We start from the raw sequence: 23,969 nt of genomic DNA on the forward strand, positions 1-23,969 counted from the left end.
TCCTTGGTGTGGCGTTCTCTGTCGTTATTGTTTGTGTGCGTACTTTCAAGGATATAGGTGCATTTTATGAAGCGCGCCGGATATTGGCAATGCCAGTTCAAGGATAAACTGGCTTAAATCAAATTTTTTGCGGTTTGGCATTGATACCGTCGGGCAATGAGGGTATCGGTTCGGCTCGGTGTATATTTTGATGCTTATTTCTATTTTCAGACGGCATTTGAACAAGCAAGTATTGGGGCAATAGGTTAAAATGGGTCGTCTGAAATTTGTTTGATGAAAACGAGAAAACTATGTCCCAACAATACGTCTATTCTATGCTGCGCGTGAGCAAGGTTGTGCCGCCGCAAAAAACCATTATTAAAGACATTTCCCTTTCATTTTTCCCCGGTGCAAAAATCGGTTTGCTCGGTTTGAACGGTGCGGGTAAATCTACTGTACTGCGGATTATGGCGGGCGTGGATAAAGAATTTGAGGGCGAAGCCGTGCCGATGGGCGGCATTAAAATCGGCTATTTGCCGCAAGAGCCTGAGCTTGATCCTGAGAAAACTGTGCGCGAGGAAGTGGAAAGCGGTTTGGGCGAAGTGGCTGCCGCACAAAAACGTTTGGAAGAAGTATATGCCGAGTATGCCAATCCTGATGCGGATTTTGACGCGTTGGCGGAAGAACAAGGCCGTTTGGAAGCGATTATTGCGGCGGGTTCATCTACCGGCGGCGGTGCAGAGCATGAATTGGAAATTGCTGCCGACGCGTTGCGCCTGCCTGATTGGGATGCCAAAATCGGCAATCTGTCCGGTGGTGAAAAACGCCGCGTCGCTTTGTGCAAACTCTTGTTGAGCAAGCCCGATATGCTGCTGCTGGACGAACCGACCAACCACTTGGACGCAGAATCTGTCGAATGGCTGGAGCAATTCTTGGTACGCTTCCCAGGTACAGTCGTTGCCGTAACACATGACCGCTACTTCCTCGACAACGCCGCCGAATGGATTTTGGAACTCGACCGCGGATACGGTATCCCGTGGAAAGGCAATTACTCGTCTTGGCTGGAGCAGAAAGAAAAACGCTTGGAAAACGAGGCAAAATCCGAAGCTGCACGCGTGAAAGCGATGAAGCAGGAATTGGAATGGGTGCGCCAAAATGCCAAAGGCCGCCAAGCCAAGTCCAAAGCGCGTTTGGCGCGTTTTGAAGAAATGAGCAACTACGAATACCAAAAACGCAATGAAACGCAGGAAATCTTTATCCCTGTTGCCGAGCGTTTGGGTAACGAAGTGATTGAATTTGTGAACGTTTCCAAATCGTTTGGCGATAAAGTGCTGATTGACGATTTGAGCTTCAAAGTACCTGCTGGCGCGATTGTCGGCATCATCGGCCCGAACGGCGCGGGTAAATCTACGCTGTTCAAAATGATTTCAGGCAAAGAGCAGCCTGATTCCGGCGAAGTAAAAATCGGCCAAACCGTGAAAATGAGCCTGATTGACCAAAGCCGCGCAGGTTTACAAAACGACAAAACCGTGTTCGACAATATTGCCGAAGGCCGCGACATTTTGCAGGTTGGCCAGTTTGAAATTCCCGCCCGCCAATATTTGGGACGCTTCAACTTCAAAGGCAGCGACCAAAGCAAAATTGCAGGTCAATTGTCGGGCGGCGAACGCGGCCGTCTGCACTTGGCAAAAACCTTGTTGAGCGGCGGTAATGTGTTGCTGCTGGACGAACCGTCTAACGACCTCGACGTGGAAACCCTGCGCGCGCTGGAAGATGCATTGCTGGAATTTGCCGGCAGCGTGATGGTGATTTCGCACGACCGCTGGTTCCTCGACCGTATCGCTACGCATATTTTGGCTTGTGAAGGCGACTCTAAATGGGTGTTCTTTGACGGCAACTATCAAGAATACGAAGCCGACAAGAAACGCCGTTTGGGTGAAGAAGGCGCGAAACCGAAACGTATCCGTTATAAACCGGTAACACGTTAAGCAGGTTTGAACCAAAAGGCCGTCTGAAACTTTTAATGTTTCAGACGGCCTTTTATTTTTGATGTTTATGATTGTTTTCTTAATTGCGGATGGTTTTCCAATGTATCAATGATGATTTCAATCATGCGTGGGGCAGTTTGCGCCAAATCGAAGCCTTGACCTGAAGAAAGCCAGCGCCAAATCAAGCCGTCTAATGAAGACTTGATGAAGATGACTGCCATATCGATATCCAAATTATCCGCCAATGCTTTTTGTTGTACCGCATCAGTCAGGACAGCAACGATTTTTTCACGCCATAGTGCTTGGTGTTTTTTAGCGATGGCAATGACCGTCTCGTTTTGCTCGGTGTGTTCGCATTTTAAAAACAAAATGCTGTGGAATTTATAGTGAAGCTCGTTGTGTTGCAGGCGCTCGAAAAAACGGGTCAGAGTCAGTCGGAAGCTTGACCAAGCCTGTTCGTTATTGTTGTTCGAGTCTTCTTTTATGCAGCTTTCGATGTCGTCGCAAATCCGTTGGAACAAGGCGTCAAACAAATCTTCTTTGTTTTTGAAATGCCAATACAGCGCGCCGCGCGTTACGCCTGCGGCTTGGGCGATTTCGTTGAGCGAAGTGCGGGCAATGCCTTTCTTATAAAACGTATCTAATGCGGCAAGCATGAGATATTCTTTGGTTTTTAAGGCTTCGGTTTTGGTTCTTCTCATGGTTTTTTGCAGGAAATGTAAATTTATGGTTCGGATTATAAAAAATTACTTCTGAACATGCAAAAATGTATGTATAATTCAATTTAGTACTTAGTACTTGATAGTGTTTCTCAACACTATATAATCAGCCTGTTTTTTATAAAAACAGGCAATTTCTGCTTGTGAAATATGAGATTAAAGTAATCAATTTTTAATTAGTCAAACCCTTATTTATCATAGAGATAGGAAAATTATGGCTCTTTATGCTTCTAAAATGATGCGTGTCGCGGCAATTGCAGCAGCTACTGCGTTGGCGCTTTCCGCTTGCGGCAAAGGCGATGAAAAAGCAGCCGGCCAACAGGCGCAAGGCAGTCAGCAACAGCAAAAACAACCTGCGCCTGAAGTCCGCGTGGTCACTGTGCATCCGGAAACCGTTGCATTGACAACCGAGTTGCCGGGCCGTCTGGAATCATTGCGTACTGCCGAAGTTCGCGCCCAAGTCGGCGGTATTCTGCAAAAACGCCTGTTCCAAGAGGGCAGCTATGTGCAAGCCGGTCAGCCTTTGTACCAAATCGACAGCTCATCTTATGAAGCAAACTTAGAAAGCGCACGCGCCCAGTTGGCGAGTGCGCAAGCTACTTTGGCCAAAGCGAATGCCGACTTAGCTCGCTACAAACCGCTGGTTGCCGCCGATGCCATCAGCCAACAAGAATATGATGCGGCCGTAACGGCCAAGCGTTCAGCAGAGGCAGGCGTCAAATCCGCTCAAGCAGCCATCAAATCTGCCAGTATCAGCCTGAGCCGCTCCCGCATTACTGCGCCGATTTCCGGCTTTATCGGTCAATCTAAAGTTTCTGAAGGTACATTGCTGAATTCCGGCGATACCACTGTTTTGGCCACCATCCAACAAACCAATCCGATGTATGTCAACGTTACCCAGTCTGCGAGTGAGGTCATGAAACTGCGTCAACAGGTTGCCGAAGGCAAATTGTTGGCGGCAAACGGCGCGATTGCAGTGGATATCAAATTTGACGACGGTACGATTTACCCTGAAAAAGGCCGTCTGCTGTTTGCAGATCCGACTGTCAACGAAACGACCGGTCAAATTACCTTGCGCGCCGCCATTCCTAACGACAGAAATATCTTGATGCCGGGCTTGTATGTGCGCGTATTGATGGAACAAGTGGCAGTGGATAATGCATTTGTGGTGCCGCAACAGGCCGTTACCCGCGGTTCGCAAGATACGGTGATGGTGGTGAATGACAAGAGCGAAATGGAAGCACGCGTCGTGACCGTAGCCCAACAGCAAGGTAGCAATTGGGTGATTACAGACGGCCTTAAAGACGGCGACAAAGTGATTGTTGAAGGCATCAGTATTGCCGCTATGTCGGGTGCTAAACAGGTAACGCCGAAAGAATGGACGCCGCCCGCAAACGCTGCGGCAGCAACACCGGCAGTTTCAGACGGCCAGGCTGCATCCGAGGCCAAGCCTGAAGCTAAAGCTGCTTCTGAAGCCAAATAAGGAACGCGTGAATGTCTAAGTTTTTTATTGACCGCCCCATTTTTGCATGGGTTATTGCGATTTTTATCATCGCAGCGGGTATTTTCGGCATTCAAAAACTGCCGATTTCCCAATATCCGTCCGTGGCAGCGCCGACCATTACTTTGACTGCTACTTATCCGGGCGCTTCTGCTCAGGTAATGGAAGACAGCGTGCTGGCTGTTATCGAACGTAATATGTACGGTGTGGAAGGTTTGGACTATATGACGACTTCTGCCAATTCCAGCGGCAGCGGCAGCGTCAGCCTGACGTTTACACCGGAAACCAATGAAGATTTGGCACAAGTAGACGTACAGAACAAACTGTCTGAAGTATTGTCCACATTGCCGTCAACCGTACAACAATATGGTGTAACCGTATCCAAAGCGCGGTCCAACTTCTTGCAAGTGGTCATGCTTTCCTCTGAAAAGCAATCCACTGAAGAGATGAATGACTACGCGCAACGCAATATCGTACCTGAGTTGCAACGTATCGACGGTGTGGGTCAGGTTCGATTGTTTGGTGCGCAACGCGCTATGCGTATTTGGGTTGACCCGAAAAAACTGCAAAACTACAACCTGTCTTTTGCAACGGTAACCAACGCACTGGCTACTCAAAATATCCAAATTTCTGCAGGCTCTATCGGTTCTCTGCCTGCTGTACCGGGACAGACCATTTCGGCAACTGTGACGGCACAAGGTCAGCTGAGCACTGCTGAAGAGTTCGGCAACATCATTTTGGTATCCAATACCGATGGTTCTAATGTCTATCTGAAAGACGTTGCCAAAGTCAGCTTGGGTATGCAGGACTATTCTTCCTCTACTCGTCTGAACGGCGTGAATACCACCGGTATGGCAGTGATGTTGTCTAACAGCGGTAACGCTTTGGCAACGGCGACTGCCGTGAAAGAAAAAATGGCGGTTTTGCAGAAGTATTTTCCAGACGGCATGAGCTGGAAAATTCCTTACGATACTTCCGAATTTGTGGATATTTCGATTGAGAAAGTGATCCATACGCTTCTGGAAGCCATCGTATTGGTATTCTTGGTAATGTATCTCTTCCTGCAAAACATCCGCTATACGTTGATTCCGACCATTGTTGTGCCGATTTCCCTGTTGGGCGGTTTTGCCTTTATCTCATACATGGGTATGTCGATTAACGTATTGACCATGTTTGCGATGGTATTGGTGATCGGTATTGTGGTCGATGATGCGATTGTGGTCGTTGAAAACGTTGAGCGTATTATGGCGAGCGAAGGTCTGTCGCCTAAGGCTGCAACCAAAAAAGCGATGGGGCAGATTTCCGGTGCGGTGATCGGTATTACTGCCGTGTTGATGTCCGTATTTGTGCCGCTGGCAATGTTTAGCGGTGCAACCGGTAACATTTACAAACAGTTTGCCCTGACTATGGCGGCATCGATCGGCTTCTCCGCATTTCTTGCCTTGACGCTGACTCCGGCATTGTGTGCCACCATGCTCAAGCCGATTCAGAAGGGTCATCACGAAGAGAAAAAAGGTTTCTTCGGTTGGTTTAACAAAAAATTCGACAACTGGACACACGGCTACGAAGGCTGGGTAGCCAAAGTCTTGCGCAAGACTTTGCGCATGATGGTTGTCTATATTGGTTTGACTGTTGTGGGCGTATTCCTGTTTATGCGCCTGCCGACTTCCTTCTTGCCGTCTGAAGACCAAGGCAACTTGATGTTGAGTGTACAATTGCCTGCCGGTGCGACCAAAGAGCGCACGGATGCAACTTTGGCTCAAATCACTCAACTGGCAAAATCTATACCTGAGATTGAGAACATCATTACCGTTTCCGGTTTCAGTTTTTCAGGCTCCGGTCAAAACATGGCTTTGGGCTTTGTCATTCTGAAAGACTGGAGCGAACGTACTGCCCCGGGCAGCGATGCGACTTCTATTTCCGGTAAGTTGACCGGCATGATGATGAGTACGCTGAAAGACGGTTTCGGTTTGGCGATTGTGCCTCCTGCCATTATGGAATTGGGTACAGGCTCCGGCTTGACGATTTACCTGCAAGACCGTAACAACAGCGGCCATGCTGCATTGTTGGCCAAGCGCAATGAGTTGATTGACAAAATGCGTAAAAGCGGTTTGTTTAACCCAAGTACCGTTCGTGCGAGCGGTTTGGAAGATGCGCCGCAGTTGAAAATCGACATCAATCGTTCCGCCGCAGCCGCACAAGGTATTTCGTTCTCTGATATCCGTACTGCTTTGGCTTCTTCTTTGGGTTCGTCTTATGTCAATGACTTCCCGAATCAAGGCCGTCTGCAACGCGTGATGGTACAAGCTGATGCGAATGCCCGTATGCAGCCTGCCGATATTCTGAACCTGACTGTACCGAACAAATCCGGTGTTGCCGTACCGCTTTCTACCATTGCTACTGTTTCTTGGGAAAACGGTATGGAACAAAGCGTCCGCTTCAATGGTTATCCGGCAATGGAGCTTTCCGGCTCGCCTGTTAATGGCGTGTCTTCCGGTCAAGCCATGGCTGCGGTACAGCAAATGGTCGATGATATGGGCGGCGGTTACAGTCTGGAATGGGGCGGTCAGTCTCGTGAAGAGGCCAAAGGCAGCTCGCAAACTGTCGTGTTGTACGCATTGGCCGCTGCCGCTGTATTCTTGGTATTGGCTGCTTTGTACGAAAGCTGGTCTATCCCGTTAGCGGTTATCCTTGTGATTCCATTGGGCTTGATTGGCGCGGCATTGGGCGTGACCGGCCGCAACATGTTTGAAGCGCTGCTGGGCAGTATTCCGGCATACGCCAACGATATCTACTTCCAAGTCGGTTTCGTTACGGTGATGGGTTTGAGTGCGAAAAACGCGATTTTGATTATCGAGTTTGCCAAAGACCTGCAAGCGCAAGGCAAGAGCGCGCTTGAAGCTGCGCTTGCCGCCGCACACCTGCGTTTCCGTCCGATTATCATGACTTCGTTTGCCTTCATCTTGGGCGTGGTACCGCTCTATGTTGCCAGCGGTGCCAGCTCCGCCAGCCAACGTGCGATTGGTACGACTGTGATCTGGGGTATGTTGATCGGTACGATTCTGTCTGTGTTCCTTGTGCCTTTGTTCTATGTGGTTGTGCGCAAATTCTTTAAAGAAACTGCACACGAGCATGAGATGGCCGCCAAACACGCTGCTGAAGCCGGCATGATTGAAGACGGTAAACACGATTCAGACAAGCACTAAAGCAAAGGCCGTCTGAAAACTTTTCAGACGGCCTCAAAATGCTAAAGGATTCTAAAATGAAGAAGATTACATTCAAACCTGTACTGACCGCCGTTGCCGCCGCCGTGGCTTTATCGGCCTGTACCATGATGCCGAAATATGAGCAGCCTCAAGTTGCCGTTGCCGATACGTTTAAATACGACACTGTTGACGACGGTATCCGTGCCGCTGAATTGGGTTGGCAAGATTACTTTGCCGATCCGCGCCTTTACCGCCTGATCGACATCGCATTGGAACGCAATACCGATTTGCGTACAGCCGCGCTGAATGCGGAAATCTACCGCAAGCAATACATGATTGCGCGTAATAACTTGTTGCCAACCGTCAATGCCAGCGGTACAGGTTCGCGTCAAGGCAGCTTGAGCGGCGGCAACGTCAGCAGCCAATACAGCGTGGGTTTGGGCGCAACCTCTTATGAACTTGACCTTTTCGGCCGTGTCCGCAGCACCAGCGAAGCCGCGTTACAAGGTTATTTCAATGTGGCCGCAAACCGCGATGCCGCCCATCTGACCCTGATTTCTACCGTTGCCAAAGCCTACTTTAACGAACGCTACGCGGAAGAAACCATGGCATTGGCACAACGCGTATTACAAACCCGTGAAGCGACTTACAAGCTCTCGCAATTGCGTCATAAGGCCGGCGTAATTTCCGCCGTTGATTTGCGCCAACAGGAAGCGCTGATTGAATCGGCCAAAGCTGATTACGCATCCGCGGTAAAAAACCGCGAGCAAGCGCGCAATTCTTTGGCTATGTTGATTAATCAACCTTTGCCCGAAGACTTGCCTGCCGGTCTGCCTTTGAGCAAGCAGTTCAAAATGACCAAACTGCCTGCCGGTTTGAGTTCAGACGTGTTGCTCAACCGTCCGGATATCCGTGCTGCCGAACATGCGCTCAAACAAGCCAATGCCAACATCGGTGCAGCACGTGCGGCGTTTTTCCCGCGCATCAGCCTGACCGGTTCTGTCGGTACCGCTTCCGGCGAGTTGAGCGGCCTGTTTAAGAGCGGCACAGGTATTTGGGCTTTTGCACCGTCCATCACGCTGCCTATCTTTGACTGGGGCACAAACAAAGCCAATCTTGACGTAGCCAAACTGCGCCAACAGGCACAAATTGTTGCTTATGAAGCCGCTGTTCAATCCGCATTTAAAGACGTTTCCAATGCTTTGGTTGCGCGCGAACAGTTGGATAAAAGCTATGAAGCGTTGAGCAAGCAAAGCCGTGCTTACAACGACAGCCTGCGTCTCATCAGCCTGCGTTACAAACATGGCGTATCCAGCGCATTGGATTTGCTGGATGCCGAACGCAGCAGTTACAGCGCGGATACTGCTCTTTTAGCCAATCAGCTGACCCGTCTGGAAAACCTTGCCGACTTGTATAAAGCACTTGGCGGCGGTTTGAAACGCGAAACCAAAGCTGCCGAATAAGTATTTGCTAAGATTAAAAGGCCGTCTGAAACATTTGGGTTTCAGACGGCCTTTTTGTTCAACAGCGATTTTAAACTTTTAATTTCTCGCTTAAAGAACCGACATAGGCTGCGCGTTCGTTACGGCTGAGTTCGGGCTGGTGTGTGTTGAGCGAAGACCATTTGCGGTTGCTGCGTGCTTTGTTGAGTTCGCTTGGCAGTTTGGCCGCATTCCATGGCGCTTTGCGTTCGTTTAGCTCGATATGAGATTGGGCGGCATGGCCGCGCGTTTGCAAGACGTGCAACAAATCCAGCGCACGCGCGGCGAGCAGGGTAAGGGTTTCCGGATCGGTATGCAGGGTTTGTCGGCCGTTGATTTTGTCGGTGATGTCTTGGGCATTGGGCAAAATGCCGCCCAACAGTCCGCCGATGGCCGTACCCAAACCAAGCGAACCGCCAAGCGTGGCAATGTCCAAGCCTAGGCCGATGAGTGCGCCTGCGGTTGCGCCGGTACCGGTACGGATGCCGTAATGTTTGAGCAATTCGCTGTCAAACGGATCTTGTTTGAAGGCTTTGGGCATCCATGTGCTGTCGCTGCCGACTTCGTCGTGATAGAAGCGGTAAAGTGTGAACAGGCGTTGTTGCATTTGCCGCTCAAGTTGGCGGATTTCCGATTGCATGACTTCCAAAGTCGGGGCAGGGTCATCGTTTTCGGCAATTTCTTGGGTGAATGCGGCAGCATCCAGTAGAAAATCGGCAATTTCACGGCGCGCTTCCGTATCCAGCCGTTGCCACTCGCGACGGCGCATATTGATAAGGCGGTCGAGGATGTCGCGCTTGGGTAACATGGTGGCAAGGTTGTCCCACAATCGGATTTCGCCTTCAAAGTCGAAGGCAACGGTATCGAAACCGGCGTAAACATGCAGGTTTCTGCGGGCGAGCATATTGGTCCAAGCGGTCAGGTCTTGATTTTGGGTGAAGTTGAACACGGGCATGATGGGCTTGGCGCACCAAGACAAAATAGTCAGCTCGTCTTTGTATTTGTCGAGGACGGGTTCCCGCGCATCGATGACGTACATGGCCATATCGCTTTGCATGACTTGGCGCAGAACTTTGGCCTCTTGGTTAAACTCGTGATGCGATTCATGGCTGTTGAGGAATTGCTGGATGCGCTCAATGCCGTCATCGCGTGCGGATGTATGGGTTTCCAGCCAGTCCAACACGCCGCCTGCATCTTCAAGGCCGGGTGTGTCGTAGAGGTAAACCAAGCTGTCGTCACCGTCGTTGATAAGTGCTTCTTCGACATGGCGCGTGGTGGATGGCGCGTTTTTTACTTCGCCGAAGGTACTGTCGCGCAAAAGTGTGCGTAAGAGCGAGGTTTTGCCTGTGTTGGTATGGCCGACAACGGCAAGGGAAAGTGGGGTGGTCATGGTCTTTGGGTTGGGTTGATATGGACTATGAAAGTGTGAGTATGGAGCCGTTTATCTTTAGTGGCAATATATGTTTCAGATGGCCCTAAATCTTTTTTATATATGGGCGAAAATAGCAAGAAAAAGAGGGGAATAGCGACTTTGTTGTTTTTTAGCAAAATACTTGAAAATAGATAGGAAAACAGTTGACAGACGGGTAGAAGGCTAGGATAATTCGCGCCGTTGAGTTGCTTGATGCAGCTTGATTTTTCTCCTCTATTTCTCCTTTGTAGACTTGGCGCATATCAAAACGGTATGCGCATTTTTTTATCTGCATTGAAATATGATTACATTTAAGATCTGTAAATCGAATAATTAAGAAACTTTACAAGAAAAATACTTGCGCGGTTGAATATCTTGTTGCATAATTCGTTTCGTTAGCTGGTTCGAGTAGTCAGTTAATAGTTTCTCCTCTATTTCTCCTTTGTAGACTTGGCACACATTCTGTCGGATGTGTGCATTTTTTTTGCTCCTTTAAAATAAAGGCCGTCTGAATGTTGCAATCTTTCAGACGGCCTTTGTTTGTTGAATAGAATTAGATATCTAATACTACTTCTTCTTTGACTTCTTCCATGACAACATAGCTGCGGCTTTCGGAAGCAGCCGGCAGTTGCAGCAGGATATTGCCGAGCATATCGCGATAGGCGGACATATTGGGCAGGCGGACTTTGATAAGGTAGTCGTATTCGCCGGAGACTAAGTGGCATTCCAGAATTTGCGGAATCTTCAGCACTTCGCGTTTGAAGTCTTCAAAAATATTGCCGGATTTGGAACGCAGTTTTAGCTCGACAAAGACCAAGAGGCTTTGACCTAAAGCATGAGGATTCAGATGGGCGTGATAGCCGGTGATAAGGTTGTCGCGTTCCAAGCGGCGGACGCGTTCGGTTACCGGCGTGGTGGAGAGGCCGACTTTTTCAGCCAATTCGGTCATGGGGATACGTGCGTTTTGTTGTAGGAGCTTGAGAATTTTTAAGTCGGTTTTGTCGAGTTCTTTCATGGCCTTGATGTCTGTCGTTTTCATTTGGATTGAATCATAACCTTAAAACAGGCTGAGAAGAAGCATAAATGCCTAAAGGCGCGCATGATTTCTAGATTATGAATAGATTAATCTTGTGTATTTCATGGAATCCTGTGTAGTTTTTGACCTATAATATTTACTTCAAAGTAATAGGGCAGGCCGTCTGAAACGGAATGCCGATAAGAGGAATACATTATGCGTCCGCTCAATGCGCAAATCCGTTTGGATAATTTACGTCAAAATTATCGTTTTCTCAAAGAGTTGCATGGCAATAAATTGTTGGCTGTGATTAAGGCCGATGCTTACGGGCATGGCGCGGTCAGATGTGCACACGCGTTGGCGGATATTGCCGACGGCTTTGCGGTGGCAACGGTAGATGAAGGCGTGGAGCTGCGTCAAAACGGCATTAAAAACCCGATTATTTTGTTGGAAGGCGTATTTGATGCTGCGGAGTATGCGGATGTTGACTGTTATGATTTGTGGCCGGCAATCGGCAGCCAATGGCAGCTGGAGGCGTTTGTGCATCATGAGTGGCAACGTCCGACAACCGTATGGCTGAAAATGGACTCTGGTATGCATCGTGCCGGTTTCTTTCCGCATAACTATGCAGCCGCCTATACGGCATTGAAACAATCCGAATCGGTTGAAAATATTGTGAAATTCAGCCATTTTTCCTGCGCGGACGAGCCGGAAAACGGCATGACCGAAATGCAGCTTGAAGCGTTTGATTTGGCGTGTGAGGGTTTGGAAGGCGAAGAGAGCTTGGCCAATTCCGCCGCGATTTTGAACGTGCCTGAAGCGCGCCGCGATTGGGGTCGTGCCGGTCTGGCCTTGTATGGCATTTCGCCTTTCGGCGGCGTGGATGAGCGTTTGAAACCTGTTATGCGTCTGACTTCCCGCGTTTTCGGCGAACGCGTGTTGCAGCCGCATTCTCCGATTGGTTACGGCGCAACGTTCTACACCAGCAAATCCACCCGTGTCGGTTTGATTGCCTGCGGCTATGCCGACGGTTATCCGCGTCGCGCTTCCACTAATTCTCCAGTTGCCATCGATGGCAAACGCAGCCGTATTATCGGCAGGGTGTCTATGGATATGATTACGGTCGAACTTGAAGCCTCGAAAGAGGGCTTGGGCGCGGAAGTCGAGCTTTGGGGCGATGTGATTAATATCAATGAAGTTTCCGAAGTTGCCGGTATGATTCCGTACGAAATCCTCTGCAATATCAAACGTGCGAAGTTTACGTATATTGAGTAATCAGTAAAAGATCAGGCCGTCTGAAATATGTTTTCAGACGGCCTGTTTGTTATCTGCAATTAAAACGATTCGTCAGTGCGTAAATAACGCCATTTGCCCGGCGGCAGTCGGCCGAGTTTGACTTTGCCCATGCGGATGCGTTTCAAACCGATGACGCGCAGGCCGACCAGTTCGCACATGCGGCGGATTTGGCGTTTTTTGCCTTGTCGCAAAATAAAGCGCAACTGGTCTTCGTTTTGCCATTCGACTTTGGCAGGGCGCAATTTTTCTCCGTCCAAACTCAAGCCGTGGTTGAGTAGGGCGAGGCCTTTATCGTCCAGTTTGCCGCGGACGCGGACGAGGTATTCTTTTTCGCTGCTGCTGTTTTCGCCAATTAGTTGTTTGGCAATGCGGCCGTCCTGAGTGAGTACCAACAATCCGACAGAGTCAATGTCCAAGCGGCCGGCAGGGGCTAAGCCGAATTTGTGCTTTTCGCTGAAAGGGATACGGCTGTCATCGCCTTCCCAATGGTTTTCGGCGGTAATGAGTTCAGCGGCGGATTTATAGCCTTTTTCTGCCTGCGCGCTGACATAGCCGACGGGTTTGTTCAGCAGGATGGTTACGCGCGCGGCTTGTTTTTCATGGGCTTGTTTGTTAAGGTCGATGCGGTCGCGCTCGGTAACTTTTTGACCGAGTACGGCGGTTTGGCCGTTGACTTTGACCCAGCCTTGCTCGATGTAGCTGTCTGCCTCGCGGCGCGAGCATAAGCCTAATTGCGCCATGCGTTTGGAGAGACGCATGGTTTCGGAATCGTTGTTTTGCATGGTATGGCAATATAGAGAAATGGGAATATCGGATTATAGCATTGACCGTTTGTCAGGCCGTCTGAAAACTGAATATTTGGATTTTCAGACGGCCTTTCGTTTGCTATATGTTAAGGAATATTTAGTTTTGAAGTAAAAAATGAAGGGTATATTGTCTGTTTGTGTTAACCTTACGGACGAACTAATCATTTTGTTTTCAGTCGAATTGGGGTTGAAATGACATTTCACTCATGAAATCATGAAGACTATAATGACTGGTCTTTCTGAAGCGCATTAAGGCAGTTTGTCGCTAAAGCAAGCCTTAGTGCATCACGTTTTAAGGATAAATCAATGAAATCGCTCAAATCATTTTTGATCTGGGGCATTGTGGTTTTGGTAGGCTTGGCCTCCTTTACTACTTTAGCTCTCAGCCGTGGCGAGCAAGTCAGTGCGATTTGGATGGTTACGGCCGCCATTTCGGTATACTGTATTGCCTACCGTTTCTACAGCCTTTACATTGCCAACCGTGTGATGCAGCTTGATCCTAACCGTCTGACTCCGGCAGAACGCCACAATGACGGCTTGGACTATGTTCCCACACATAAAGGCGTACTGTTCGGCCACCACTTTGCCGCCATTGCCGGCGCAGGCCCTCTAGTTGGTCCTGTATTGGCAGCGCAAATGGGTTATCTGCCCGGTACTTTGTGGATTATCTTCGGCGTGGTATTTGCCGGTGCCGTACAGGATATGATGGTACTGTTTGTTTCTATGCGCCGTGACGGTAAGTCTTTGGGCGATATCGTGAAACAAGAACTCGGTACTGTTCCCGGCGTGATTGCATCCATCGGTATTTTGATGATTATGGTCATCATTATGGCGGTGTTGGCGCTGATTGTTGTGAAAGCATTGGTTCACAGCCCTTGGGGTACGTTCACCATCGCAGCAACTATGCCGATTGCGCTGTTTATGGGTATTTACACCCGTTATATCCGTCCGGGCAAAATTGGCGAGATTTCCATCGTCGGCTTTATTTTGCTGATGTTGGCTGTGATTTACGGTGAAGATGTTGCCCACAGCTCCTTTGGTCACTGGTTTGACCTTGACGGTATTCAGCTGACTTGGGCGATTATGATTTACGGTTTCGTGGCTTCCGTATTGCCGGTTTGGCTCTTGCTGACTCCGCGCGACTATCTGTCTACCTTCCTGAAAATCGGTACGATTGCAGCTTTGGCTTTGGGTATCGTTATTGTTAACCCGACTCTGCAAATGCCTGCAGTTACCCACTTTATTGACGGTTCAGGCCCAGTATTCTCTGGTGCATTGTTCCCATTCTTGTTCATTACCATCGCTTGTGGTGCGGTTTCAGGCTTCCATGCGCTGATTTCTTCAGGTACCACGCCAAAAATGGTGGAAAACGAAACCCACGTCCGCATGATCGGTTACGGCGGCATGATTATGGAAAGCTTTGTGGCCATTATGGCTCTGGCTGCCGCCGCTTCGCTTGATCCAGGCGTGTACTTCGCGATGAACAGCCCGGCTGCGCTGATTGGTACAGATGCCAACACAGCTGCCGAAGTCATTACCACTAAACTGAACTTCTCTGTTGATGCCGCAACCCTGTTGCACACTGCTAGAGAAGTAGGCGAAAACACCATTCTGTCCCGTGCAGGCGGTGCGCCAACTCTTGCAGTCGGTATGGCACACATCATGAGCCGTCTGATTCCGGGTGAAGCCATGATGGCGTTCTGGTATCACTTTGCCTTGCTGTTTGAAGCCTTGTTCATTTTGACCGCGGTTGACGCCGGTACACGCGTTGCCCGTTTCATGATTCAAGACTTGGGCAGTATTTTCTACAAACCATTCGGTAACACCGACTCTATCCCTGCCAACTTGGTTGCAACATTCTTTGCCGTGGCATTGTGGGGTTACTTCCTCTATACCGGCGTAACTGACCCTCTGGGCGGTATCAACTCGCTCTGGCCGTTGTTTGGTATCGCAAACCAAATGCTTGCAGGCGTAGCGTTGATTATGTGTACCGTTGTATTGGTGAAAATGAAACGCGACCGCTATGTGTGGGTAACTTTGGTTCCTGCTGTCGGCGTATTGTTTGTAACCTGCTATGCCGGTTTGCAAAAACTGTTCCACAGCGACCCGCGTGTCAGCTTCTTGGCGCACGCAGGCAAATACCGCGATGCCTTGGCCTCAGGCGAAGTCCTTGCCCCAGCTAAAGACATTGGCGAAATGTCACAAATCATCTTCAACGACCAAATCAATGCCGGTCTGACCGCTTTGTTCCTGGCAGTTGTCGTGATTGTCGCCGTGTACGGTTTCCGTACTGCCATGAAAGCCCGTAAAGTCGGCTGGCCAACTGCTAAAGAAATTCCAGCAGTGTACCGCGACGGTAAACAGCCGGAGGCTCAGCATGAAGCATAAGCTCGCATCTTGGTGGAAAACCATCAAGTTGACAGCAAACTTGATGGCCGGTGTCCCAGATTATGAAAACTACGTTGCCCGCCAGCGCAAACATAATCCCAACGCGCCGGTCATGACTAAGCTGCAATTCCAAGACTACTGCCGCAAACGCCGTTGCGGCAGCAACGGCGGACGCTGTTGTTAATGAAGGCATGAAAAAAGGCCGTCTGAAAATACTTTCAGACGGCCTTTTTAGTTCGATAAATTATTTATCTTGAGCGTTTTTTTGTTCACGGACAACCCATTGGGCAATGTCAGAACCCAATACTTTGGAAGTACGGTTCAAGACGGCACAAGAGCTTTTATAAGCGCCAAACATACCGCCGGAAGAATTGCGGGTAAAGGTTTTTTTGCCAACTTGTTTGCCGTCAACATACAAAGTGGCTGAAACAGCCATACCTTTGGCGTGACCGATAAAGGCATTGCCTGCGCTCATGGCGGAAGTAATGGCGATATCTGCGTATGTGCCTTGTTTTTTACCGTCACGGACAACTGTGACATCACTTTTGGCTGCAGTTTCTTGCAAAGATTTGGACATGATGCCGCCCACTTCTAAACACTCGGAAACAATACGGGTATCGATTTCTTCTTCATCGCGGTAAGGAATGTTTTCATCAATATGGACATCTGCGCTGGCAAATGCAGATGCAAACAAGAATGCGGTTGCAAGGATACGGTTAGGAGACATAGTAGGGTACCTGAAATGGAATGTTAAAAAGAGTTGTTATTGTATAACGGCATTTACACTCAATCAACATAAGTTAAATAGGAAAAGATTTTGTTGAAATAGCTGTTATAGCAAGATAATCAAAAGGCCGTCTGAAATACTGCTATTCAGACGGCCTTTTGATTGGGGCATTAATTTGTTCTGGTCAAATAAGGCAGGGGATCGACTGCTTTGCCGTTTAGACGAACTTCAAAATGAAGCTTGACGCTGTCTGTATCGCTGCTGCCCATGGTGGCGATAACTTGACCTGCTTGGACTTTTTGATCTTTTTGTACCAAAAGCGTGTCGTTGTGGGCATAGGCGGTAATGGTGTAGTCATTGTGGCTGATCAAAATCAGCTTGCCGTAACCGCGGACTTCTTCGCCAACGTAGATAACGGTACCGGCTGCGGCGGAACGGATTTGTTGGCCTTGTGTGCCTGCAATATCTATTCCTTTGCTGGTGGTGCCGTTGTAGCGTTGGATAATGGAGAATGAGGCGTTATCGGTCGGCCATTGCAGGTTCAATCGGTTGATCGGGGTAACGGTAGTGGTTTGGCGTTGCTGCGGTGCAGTGCTGCGTGGGGCAACATGACGGCGGACGCGCAATACTTGACCGACTTCGATTTGTGAGGCGTTGGGAAGGTTATTCCATGCAACCAGTGTGTTGACATTTTGTCCGTAGCGTTTGGCAATTTGGGTCAGGGTATCGCCAGGGCGGACTTTGTAGTAGCCGTCAGGTACGGCGCGGTTGGAAGAGGTATTGTTGCCGGCGCAGGCTGCTAAGACGGCAATGGTGCTGATAAGTGCCAGATGTTTTAAGGCCGTCTGAAAGGTGGAAATAAAGTTTGTATTCATGGGATATTTCAAAATGTATCGTTATGCTGCGTATGATAGATAGGAAGAGTGAAAAAAGGTTCACTCAAAAGGCATGGGGTAAAATGTAGAAAGGTAGTATATTAACATTGAAAATTTGTGGATATAGCGGCATATTTTTTTATCATTTTGATGATAAAGGATTTTTTTTGATAAGGTAAAAGAAAGTGAAAGTTTTTTCAGACGGCATTGAATAAGGCAATAAAAATCCCCTGCCGGGATAAACGGGCAGGGGATTTTTGTCTCATCGAACTTATTTGTTCAATTCGTTAGCCAGATACAGCCAGGTTTCAATGACGGTATCAGGGTTGAGCGATACGCTCTCGATACCTTCTTCAACCAGCCATTTGGCAAAGTCCGGATGGTCTGATGGGCCTTGACCGCAAATACCGACGTATTTGTTTTGTTTGCGGCAGGCAGAGATTGCCAAGTGCAACATCACTTTAACGGCAGGATTACGCTCGTCGAAGGATTCGGATACCAAACCGCTGTCACGGTCGAGGCCGAGGGTCAGCTGGGTCATGTCGTTAGAGCCGATGGAGAAGCCGTCGAAGTATTGCAGGAATTGTTCTGCCAATACCGCGTTGCTCGGCAGTTCGCACATCATGATCAGGCGCAGACCGTTTTTGCCACGTTCCAAACCGTTTTCTTTCAGGGCTTTAACAACAGCTTCTGCTTCACCCAAAGTACGAACGAATGGAATCATGATTTCGACGTTGGTCAAACCCATTTCATCGCGAACGCGTTTCAAGGCTTTGCATTCGAGTGCGAAGCAGTCTTTGAAGTTATCAGCTACATAACGTGCTGCACCACGGAAGCCCAACATTGGGTTTTCTTCGTGCGGTTCATAGATGCTGCCACCCACCAAGTTAGCGTACTCGTTGGATTTGAAGTCAGACATACGGACGATGGTTTTGCGTGGATAAACCGAAGCAGCCAAAGTTGCCACACCTTCCGCAATTTTATCGACATAGAAGTCGACAGGAGAAGCGTAGCCGGCGATGCGGCGGGTAATTTCCGCTTGCAATTCATCGTCTTGTTTGTCAAATTCCAACAAGGCTTTCGGGTGGATACCGATTTGGCGGTTGATGATGAATTCCATACGTGCCAAGCCGATACCTTCGCTAGGCAGGTTGGCGAAGCTGAATGCCAATTCAGGGTTACCAACGTTCATCATTACTTTGACAGGGGCTTTAGGCATGTTGTCCAAAGCAACATCGGTAATTTGTACGTCCAGCAAGCCGGAGTAGATGAAGCCGGTATCGCCTTCGGCACAAGATACGGTCACTTCTTGGCCTTCAGACAGCAGATCGGTAGCGTCACCACAACCTACAACAGCCGGAATACCCAATTCACGCGCGATAATCGCTGCGTGGCAGGTACGGCCGCCACGGTTGGTAACAATGGCAGAAGCACGTTTCATCACCGGTTCCCAATCCGGGTCGGTCATGTCGGTAACGAGTACGTCGCCTGCTTCAACGGAATCCATCTCGGAAGCATCTTTCACCAAGCGGACTTTACCTTGGCCAACTTTTTGACCGATGGCTCGGCCTTCGCACAAGACAACTTTTTCGCCGTTGATAGAGAAGCGGCGCAGGTTGCGGCTACCGTCTTCTTGAGATTTCACAGTTTCAGGACGTGCTTGCAGGATGTAGAGTTTGCCATCCAAGCCGTCGCGGCCCCATTCGATGTCCATTGGGCGGCCGTAGTGTTTTTCAATGGTCAGCGCGTAATGAGCCAACTCGGTTACTTCGGCATCGGTAATGGAGAAGCGTTGACGGTCTTCTGCAGGTACATCAACGTTGGTTACAGATTTACCGGCTTCGGCTTTGTCGGTAAAGATCATTTTGATTTGTTTCGAACCCATGGTTTTGCGCAGGATAGCCGGTTTTCCTGCTTTCAAAGTAGGTTTGAATACATAGAATTCGTCAGGGTTTACCGCACCTTGTACGACGTTTTCGCCCAGACCGTAAGAAGAGGTAACGAAAACGACTTGGTCGTAACCGGATTCGGTATCGATGGTAAACATCACACCGGAAGCACCGCTGTCAGAACGCACCATGCGTTGTACGCCGGCAGAAAGGGCAACGATATCGTGTTCGAAGCCTTTGTGGACACGGTAAGAAATGGCACGGTCGTTGTACAGGGAAGCGAATACATGGTGCATTGCTTCTTTAACGTTATCCAAGCCGTTGATATTTAGGAAGGTTTCTTGTTGGCCGGCAAAAGAAGCGTCCGGCAAGTCTTCTGCTGTTGCGGAAGAACGTACGGCAACGGAGATGTCCGCACCGCCGGCATCGGCAACCATTTTGTTCCAAGCCGTTTCGATTTCAGCATCCAGCTGCTCAGGGAACGGGGTATCCAAAATCCATTGACGGATTTCTTTACCCACGCGTGCCAATTCGGCAACGTCTTCAACATCCAGTTGTTTCAGGGCTTCGGAAATACGCTCGCTCAGACCATTGTGAGCCAGGAAAGCACGATAAGCTTCGGCTGTGGTTGCAAAACCGCCGGGAACGCGCACGCCTTTTTCAGTCAGTTGGCTGATCATTTCGCCCAAAGAGGCATTTTTACCGCCCACTCGCTCAACGTCAGTCATACGCAGGTTTTCAAACCAAATAACGTAGTTTTCGGCCATTTGTGTGTCCAATCCAATCCAAAAAATGTTAAAAAAGAAACAAATCCGCCTGCTTATTGTAGCCATTCGTTTGATGGCTGTCATGTGTTTTATCTTTTTAAAAATCACAAATTCGTCTGTGATATTGTGCTTTTCAGGCGTGTAGCCTTCTGAAATGTGAATATCAGATTCATGTTTTTACGTGTTATCTTCTTGTTAAATATGGAAAACAAAATAAGTTAATAAATTTAAGAATCGAAATTTATTTTGCAAAATTGAAATAAAATTCCAATAAAACTGAAAAAATAAAATTTTATTCTAATTTAAAATTTATTCAAATTTGTTGTAATCCTGTGTAATCTGCCGGGAATCGCTTTATTGTAAAGGCTGTAACTGCTATGATTGCCGTCTGAAACGTTACCCTCAAGAGGATTCATTATGACTGATCCACGCCAAGTCTTTTATATTTCCGACCGAACCGGCCTGACCGCTGAAAATATCGGTGAAGCCTTGCTGAACCAATTTGGCAATGTTGAGTTCAAACGCCATACCTATCCGTTTATCGATACTCCTGAAAAAGCACGTGCTGTTGTAGACAAAGTCAACCAGTCAGCTGAAAAATTCGGCGTGCGCCCGATTGCTTTTGTCAGTGTGGTCAATGACGAAATCCGTGAAATCATCAAGAAAGCCAATGCGTTCCATATTAATTTCTTTGAAACCTTTCTCGGTCTTTTGGAAAAGGAACTCAATACGGAGGCGGTTGCCGCCCAGCAGGGGCACCACAGTATCGGCAATACCCAACGCTATGATGCGCGTATGGAGGCGGTCAATTTTTCACTGAATCATGATGACGGTGTCAGCGATAAAAACCTGCAGGAAGCGGATGTGATTTTGATGGGCGTGTCCCGTTCGGGCAAAACGCCGACCTGTCTCTATCTGGCCCTGCAATACGGTATCCGCGCCGCAAACTATCCATTGATTCCCGATGATTTGGAATCGACCGATTTGCCGCGTATGGTCAAACCTTACAAAGACAAGCTGTTCGGCTTGACCATTCAGCCTGAGCGTCTGCAGGCTATCCGTCATGAGCGCCGTCCTAATTCGACCTATGCCAAAATCGATACTTGCCGCAGCGAGATTGCCGATGCGCAAAATATGTTCAAACGTCACGGAGTGCCGTTTACCAATACAACGGATAAATCTGTGGAAGAACTCGCCGTTCATATCTTGCAGGCTTGTAAGCTGAAACGCCGTTTCTAAATGAAATGATAAAAGGCCGTCTGAAACTTCAGACGGCCTTTTTTTATTTTGTACATTAGGTCTTAGGCAAGGTAACACCGGTTTGCCCCATGTATTTGCCGTTGCGATCTTTGTATGAAGTTTCGCAGACTTCATCGCTTTCAAAGAACAAGACTTGGGCCACGCCTTCGCCGGCGTAGATTTTGGCAGGCAGGGGGGTAGTGTTGGAAAACTCAAGCGTAACGTAGCCTTCCCACTCAGGCTCGAATGGGGTAACGTTGACGATAATGCCGCAGCGAGCGTAAGTGGACTTGCCTAAGCAGACGGTCAGGACGTTGCGCGGGATGCGGAAATATTCGACTGTGCGCGCCAGTGCAAAGGAGTTGGGCGGAATGATGCAGCAGTCGTCTTCGACGGTAACGAAGTTTTTCGGGTCGAAATTTTTCGGGTCGACGATGGTGCTGTTGATATTGGTGAAGATTTTGAATTCATTGGCACAACGGATATCGTAGCCGTAGCTGGATGTGCCGTAGGAAATGATGCGTTGGCCGTTGGCCTCTTTGATTTGGTTGGGCTCGAACGGCTCAATCATGCCGTGTTCTTCGGCCATGCGGCGTATCCATTTGTCGGATTTAATGCTCATGGTGGTTGTCCTGGGGTAAGGGTTGTTTGGAAATTTTTTGAAATCAATACAACAGCCTTTAAGCAGGCTTGTCAATTGATGTTTCAGACGGCCTTAAATATGGATAAGGCCGTCTGAAAGGCTGTTTATTTAGTTTTGGAAGCAGATTTCTTAGCCAGTTTGACTTCTTTAATCATACCGTCTTCGCATTTCATGATGAAGACGGGTGTGCCGTTTTGAGAGGCAGTAAAGTTTCCGTGCGCCCTGCCTTTTTTGAACACGCCCTCCAGCGTCATATTGCGTAATTTGGCGCTGTTGGAGGAGAAAGGTTCGATAAAGGTTTCGCTGTTGCTGGAAACGGTATATACGCCTTTGCCGTCAAATTTGCCGTCTTTAAAGGCTCCGACATAGCTGCGGCCGTCTTGGCATTTCCATGTGCCTTTGCCGGATGGTTTGCCGTCTTTACCGACATCGCCAGCATAAGCGCAACCTTTTTCCTGATAAGGATTGATGGTTTCGGCAATGGCAGGCGTACCCAGCATTAAGGCGATAGGGAGTAGGGCGAGGTATTTCATCATTTATATTCCTTTTTGCAGGCAGTTTCAGACGGCCTGATATTGGGATTCAAAAGTCAGCAGGGTTTCAGCAATACGGCGTGGCAATATGGCTAAAGCGTGTTCGCGCATGGCCGTAGGGATCCCGTAGTAGGCTTCAGCAATACTGCCGGTAATGGCCGCCAAGGTATCGCTGTCTCCGCCTAGGGAAACTGCCAGTCGGATGGCGTGTTCAAAATCATCGCTTTCAAGAAAGGCGGTAATCGCTTGAGGTACGGTTTCCTGACAGCTTTCGTTGAAATGATAATGCGGGCGGATTTGGTCGCAACTTTGGCTCAAGTCGTAGCCGAATTGCCGTGTAATGTTTTCTTTGATTTGCGCTTTGCCCATACCGGTACGCGCCCAAAAGATGGCGGCAGCTACGGCTTGCGCGCCTTTAATGCCTTCCGGGTGGTTGTGCGTTACGATGGCGGATTGCTCAGCAAAATGCAGGGTTTCTTCCAATGTGGCAAATGCCCAACCAACGGCAGAAACACGCATGGCCGAGCCATTGCCCCAGCTATTATAAGGTGTAGGATCTTTCCATTCTATCCATTGTGAGAAGCGGCCGCCATATGCGCCTTTTGGACAGGGATATGCCCTACACCAGCCTTGTAAAATAGAGGCTAAATTATCGTTGCAGCCTTGTAAAACCCAATCGGCAATGGCAGCAGTGCAAATCGTGTCATCTGTAAAGTCGCTGTCGGGGCTGAAAATGTCAAAATCGGTGTGACGGTAGTTGTCAAACTCAAATCGTGATCCGGCAATATCGCCGATGACTGCGCCCAACATCATGACATCCTTTCTGATACTTCTATCGTCGTTACCGTACCGTCTGCCAAACGGCTGTTGGCAGGTACAAATACCACCATCAGCGTAGGATTTCCACGCGCCATCATCGGCATCAGACTAAGCGGCATATTTGGATCGGTTTTCTGAAAGCGAACCCGCTCGTCACCTACGCCAAACAGTCTGTTGGGATGGTCAGGCGCTGCTTCATCCATTCCTGATTACAGAATTTTTTGCTTTTCGGCCGGAGTTTTACCGTTTAGCAGGTTTGGATTGGTTTGCTCAAGGAATACAGATTTCGCCAATGTCCAATAAGTATGGCCGGGCTGTCCGCTGGGGTTTTGGGTTTTCATCTTATGGGCAAAATAATCAACAGCCTGTTGCTGGTTCATTGCCTTGATTGCTTCTGTATTTGAGCCGTATTTGGTTTCTTTTGGGTTGTTCCGCAAATCAAACTGAAAACGGTTGTATTCGGCTTTTCCTTCTTCATAAACAAATCTTCGTGCATATTCATTCGCTGTTATATTGCGATTTCCATCAATATCAAGATCAAGCTTGGAAATTGTTTTCAACAAACCATGTCCTAACTCATGAGCCCAATCAGAAGCAGTCAGATATCTTTTGTCTGCCATACCGAATACAATACTTCTATTTTCTTTACTGCCAATTAGTTTGCTTTGGAAAAATATGCCGGAATAT

Annotated in this window: 20 protein-coding genes; 8 read left to right on the plus strand and 12 right to left on the minus strand. The window is 48.7% G+C overall.

Features of this window, described 5'->3' with window-relative positions:
- Positions 1 to 290 precede the first annotated feature (290 nt).
- The gene (ettA, locus tag ACTHTJ_RS00375) at positions 291 to 1,967 is read left to right on the plus strand and encodes an energy-dependent translational throttle protein EttA (RefSeq protein ID WP_049336209.1); all 1,677 of its coding nucleotides are present in this window, start codon (positions 291 to 293) and stop codon (positions 1,965 to 1,967) included.
- Between the two features lie 65 nt (positions 1,968 to 2,032).
- Here ettA and mtrR read toward each other — a convergent pair whose 3' ends face one another.
- Positions 2,033 to 2,668, minus strand: coding sequence for a multidrug efflux system transcriptional repressor MtrR (gene mtrR, locus ACTHTJ_RS00380; protein ID WP_070624782.1), 636 nt, complete (start codon positions 2,666 to 2,668; stop codon positions 2,033 to 2,035).
- Between the two features lie 232 nt (positions 2,669 to 2,900).
- Between mtrR and ACTHTJ_RS00385 the strand changes: the two genes are divergently transcribed.
- From ACTHTJ_RS00385 to ACTHTJ_RS00395, 3 genes are read left to right on the plus strand one after another with little or no spacing between them, the layout of a single operon-like run.
- Positions 2,901 to 4,169 (plus strand): efflux RND transporter periplasmic adaptor subunit, encoded by a 1,269-nt coding sequence (locus tag ACTHTJ_RS00385; RefSeq protein WP_070624781.1) that lies wholly within the window; start codon positions 2,901 to 2,903, stop codon positions 4,167 to 4,169.
- A gap of 11 nt (positions 4,170 to 4,180) precedes the next feature.
- The gene (locus tag ACTHTJ_RS00390; protein ID WP_440360747.1) at positions 4,181 to 7,393 is read left to right on the plus strand and encodes an efflux RND transporter permease subunit; all 3,213 of its coding nucleotides are present in this window, start codon (positions 4,181 to 4,183) and stop codon (positions 7,391 to 7,393) included.
- A gap of 56 nt (positions 7,394 to 7,449) precedes the next feature.
- Entirely contained in the window at positions 7,450 to 8,856 is a 1,407-nt protein-coding gene (locus ACTHTJ_RS00395) for an efflux transporter outer membrane subunit (protein ID WP_141750522.1), read from the plus strand.
- 70 nt (positions 8,857 to 8,926) lie between these two features.
- Here the strand turns inward: ACTHTJ_RS00395 and ACTHTJ_RS00400 are convergent, their stop codons facing one another.
- Together ACTHTJ_RS00400 and ACTHTJ_RS00405 are read right to left on the minus strand one after the other, a co-directional pair.
- Complete coding sequence (locus tag ACTHTJ_RS00400; RefSeq protein WP_070624776.1) at positions 8,927 to 10,264, minus strand: GTPase/DUF3482 domain-containing protein; 1,338 nt, start codon at positions 10,262 to 10,264, stop codon at positions 8,927 to 8,929.
- A gap of 574 nt (positions 10,265 to 10,838) precedes the next feature.
- The gene (locus ACTHTJ_RS00405) at positions 10,839 to 11,300 is read right to left on the minus strand and encodes a winged helix-turn-helix transcriptional regulator (protein ID WP_079453694.1); all 462 of its coding nucleotides are present in this window, start codon (positions 11,298 to 11,300) and stop codon (positions 10,839 to 10,841) included.
- 216 nt (positions 11,301 to 11,516) lie between these two features.
- On the opposite strand from ACTHTJ_RS00405, the gene alr reads away from it, so the two are divergent.
- Positions 11,517 to 12,575 (plus strand): alanine racemase, encoded by a 1,059-nt coding sequence (gene alr / locus ACTHTJ_RS00410; protein ID WP_070583329.1) that lies wholly within the window; start codon positions 11,517 to 11,519, stop codon positions 12,573 to 12,575.
- A 59-nt stretch (positions 12,576 to 12,634) separates the two neighbouring features.
- On the opposite strand, the gene ACTHTJ_RS00415 is transcribed toward alr, so the two are convergent.
- Positions 12,635 to 13,378 carry a pseudouridine synthase gene (locus ACTHTJ_RS00415; RefSeq protein WP_070584006.1) on the minus strand — a complete coding sequence of 248 codons (744 nt, stop codon included), beginning with the start codon at positions 13,376 to 13,378 and terminating at the stop codon, positions 12,635 to 12,637.
- 330 nt (positions 13,379 to 13,708) lie between these two features.
- Here ACTHTJ_RS00415 and ACTHTJ_RS00420 point away from each other — a divergent pair, with 330 nt between their 5' ends.
- Both ACTHTJ_RS00420 and ACTHTJ_RS00425 read left to right on the plus strand, forming a co-directional pair.
- Positions 13,709 to 15,790, plus strand: coding sequence for a carbon starvation CstA family protein (locus ACTHTJ_RS00420; protein WP_070584007.1), 2,082 nt, complete (start codon positions 13,709 to 13,711; stop codon positions 15,788 to 15,790).
- Complete coding sequence (locus tag ACTHTJ_RS00425) at positions 15,780 to 15,974, plus strand: YbdD/YjiX family protein (RefSeq protein ID WP_070584009.1); 195 nt, start codon at positions 15,780 to 15,782, stop codon at positions 15,972 to 15,974. Before ACTHTJ_RS00420 ends, ACTHTJ_RS00425 begins: the two co-directional genes overlap by 11 nt.
- 60 nt (positions 15,975 to 16,034) lie before the next feature.
- Here ACTHTJ_RS00425 and ACTHTJ_RS00430 read toward each other — a convergent pair whose 3' ends face one another.
- The 3 genes from ACTHTJ_RS00430 to ppsA form a co-directional block, all read right to left on the minus strand.
- Positions 16,035 to 16,517, minus strand: a complete 483-nt coding sequence (locus ACTHTJ_RS00430; protein WP_070584011.1) for a hypothetical protein — start codon at positions 16,515 to 16,517, stop codon at positions 16,035 to 16,037.
- Positions 16,518 to 16,687: 170 nt separating this feature from the next.
- A complete protein-coding gene (locus ACTHTJ_RS00435) occupies positions 16,688 to 17,392 on the minus strand; it encodes a peptidoglycan DD-metalloendopeptidase family protein (protein ID WP_070584013.1) in 705 nt (234 codons plus the stop codon).
- A 271-nt stretch (positions 17,393 to 17,663) separates the two neighbouring features.
- Entirely contained in the window at positions 17,664 to 20,048 is a 2,385-nt protein-coding gene (gene ppsA, locus ACTHTJ_RS00440) for a phosphoenolpyruvate synthase (RefSeq protein ID WP_070584015.1), read from the minus strand.
- Positions 20,049 to 20,465: 417 nt separating this feature from the next.
- Between ppsA and ppsR the strand changes: the two genes are divergently transcribed.
- On the plus strand, positions 20,466 to 21,287 hold the full coding sequence (gene ppsR, locus ACTHTJ_RS00445; protein WP_003684897.1) for a posphoenolpyruvate synthetase regulatory kinase/phosphorylase PpsR: 822 nt from the start codon (positions 20,466 to 20,468) through the stop codon (positions 21,285 to 21,287).
- A gap of 55 nt (positions 21,288 to 21,342) precedes the next feature.
- On the opposite strand, the gene dcd is transcribed toward ppsR, so the two are convergent.
- The 5 genes from dcd to ACTHTJ_RS00470 form a co-directional block, all read right to left on the minus strand.
- A complete protein-coding gene (gene dcd / locus ACTHTJ_RS00450; RefSeq protein WP_003680541.1) occupies positions 21,343 to 21,909 on the minus strand; it encodes a dCTP deaminase in 567 nt (188 codons plus the stop codon).
- Between the two features lie 125 nt (positions 21,910 to 22,034).
- Complete coding sequence (locus ACTHTJ_RS00455; RefSeq protein WP_440360746.1) at positions 22,035 to 22,466, minus strand: hypothetical protein; 432 nt, start codon at positions 22,464 to 22,466, stop codon at positions 22,035 to 22,037.
- Between the two features lie 24 nt (positions 22,467 to 22,490).
- Positions 22,491 to 23,273, minus strand: a complete 783-nt coding sequence (locus ACTHTJ_RS00460; RefSeq protein WP_070584019.1) for an ADP-ribosylglycohydrolase family protein — start codon at positions 23,271 to 23,273, stop codon at positions 22,491 to 22,493.
- Positions 23,273 to 23,485, minus strand: coding sequence for a hypothetical protein (locus ACTHTJ_RS00465; RefSeq protein ID WP_070584021.1), 213 nt, complete (start codon positions 23,483 to 23,485; stop codon positions 23,273 to 23,275). Before ACTHTJ_RS00465 ends, ACTHTJ_RS00460 begins: the two co-directional genes overlap by 1 nt.
- A 6-nt stretch (positions 23,486 to 23,491) precedes the next feature.
- The gene (locus tag ACTHTJ_RS00470; RefSeq protein ID WP_070584022.1) at positions 23,492 to 23,902 is read right to left on the minus strand and encodes a hypothetical protein; all 411 of its coding nucleotides are present in this window, start codon (positions 23,900 to 23,902) and stop codon (positions 23,492 to 23,494) included.
- Between the last annotated feature and the right edge of the window lie 67 nt (positions 23,903 to 23,969).

Source organism: Neisseria sp. P0018.S001 (assembly GCF_051957355.1).
GTDB classification, from domain to species: Bacteria; Pseudomonadota; Gammaproteobacteria; order Burkholderiales; family Neisseriaceae; genus Neisseria; species Neisseria subflava_A.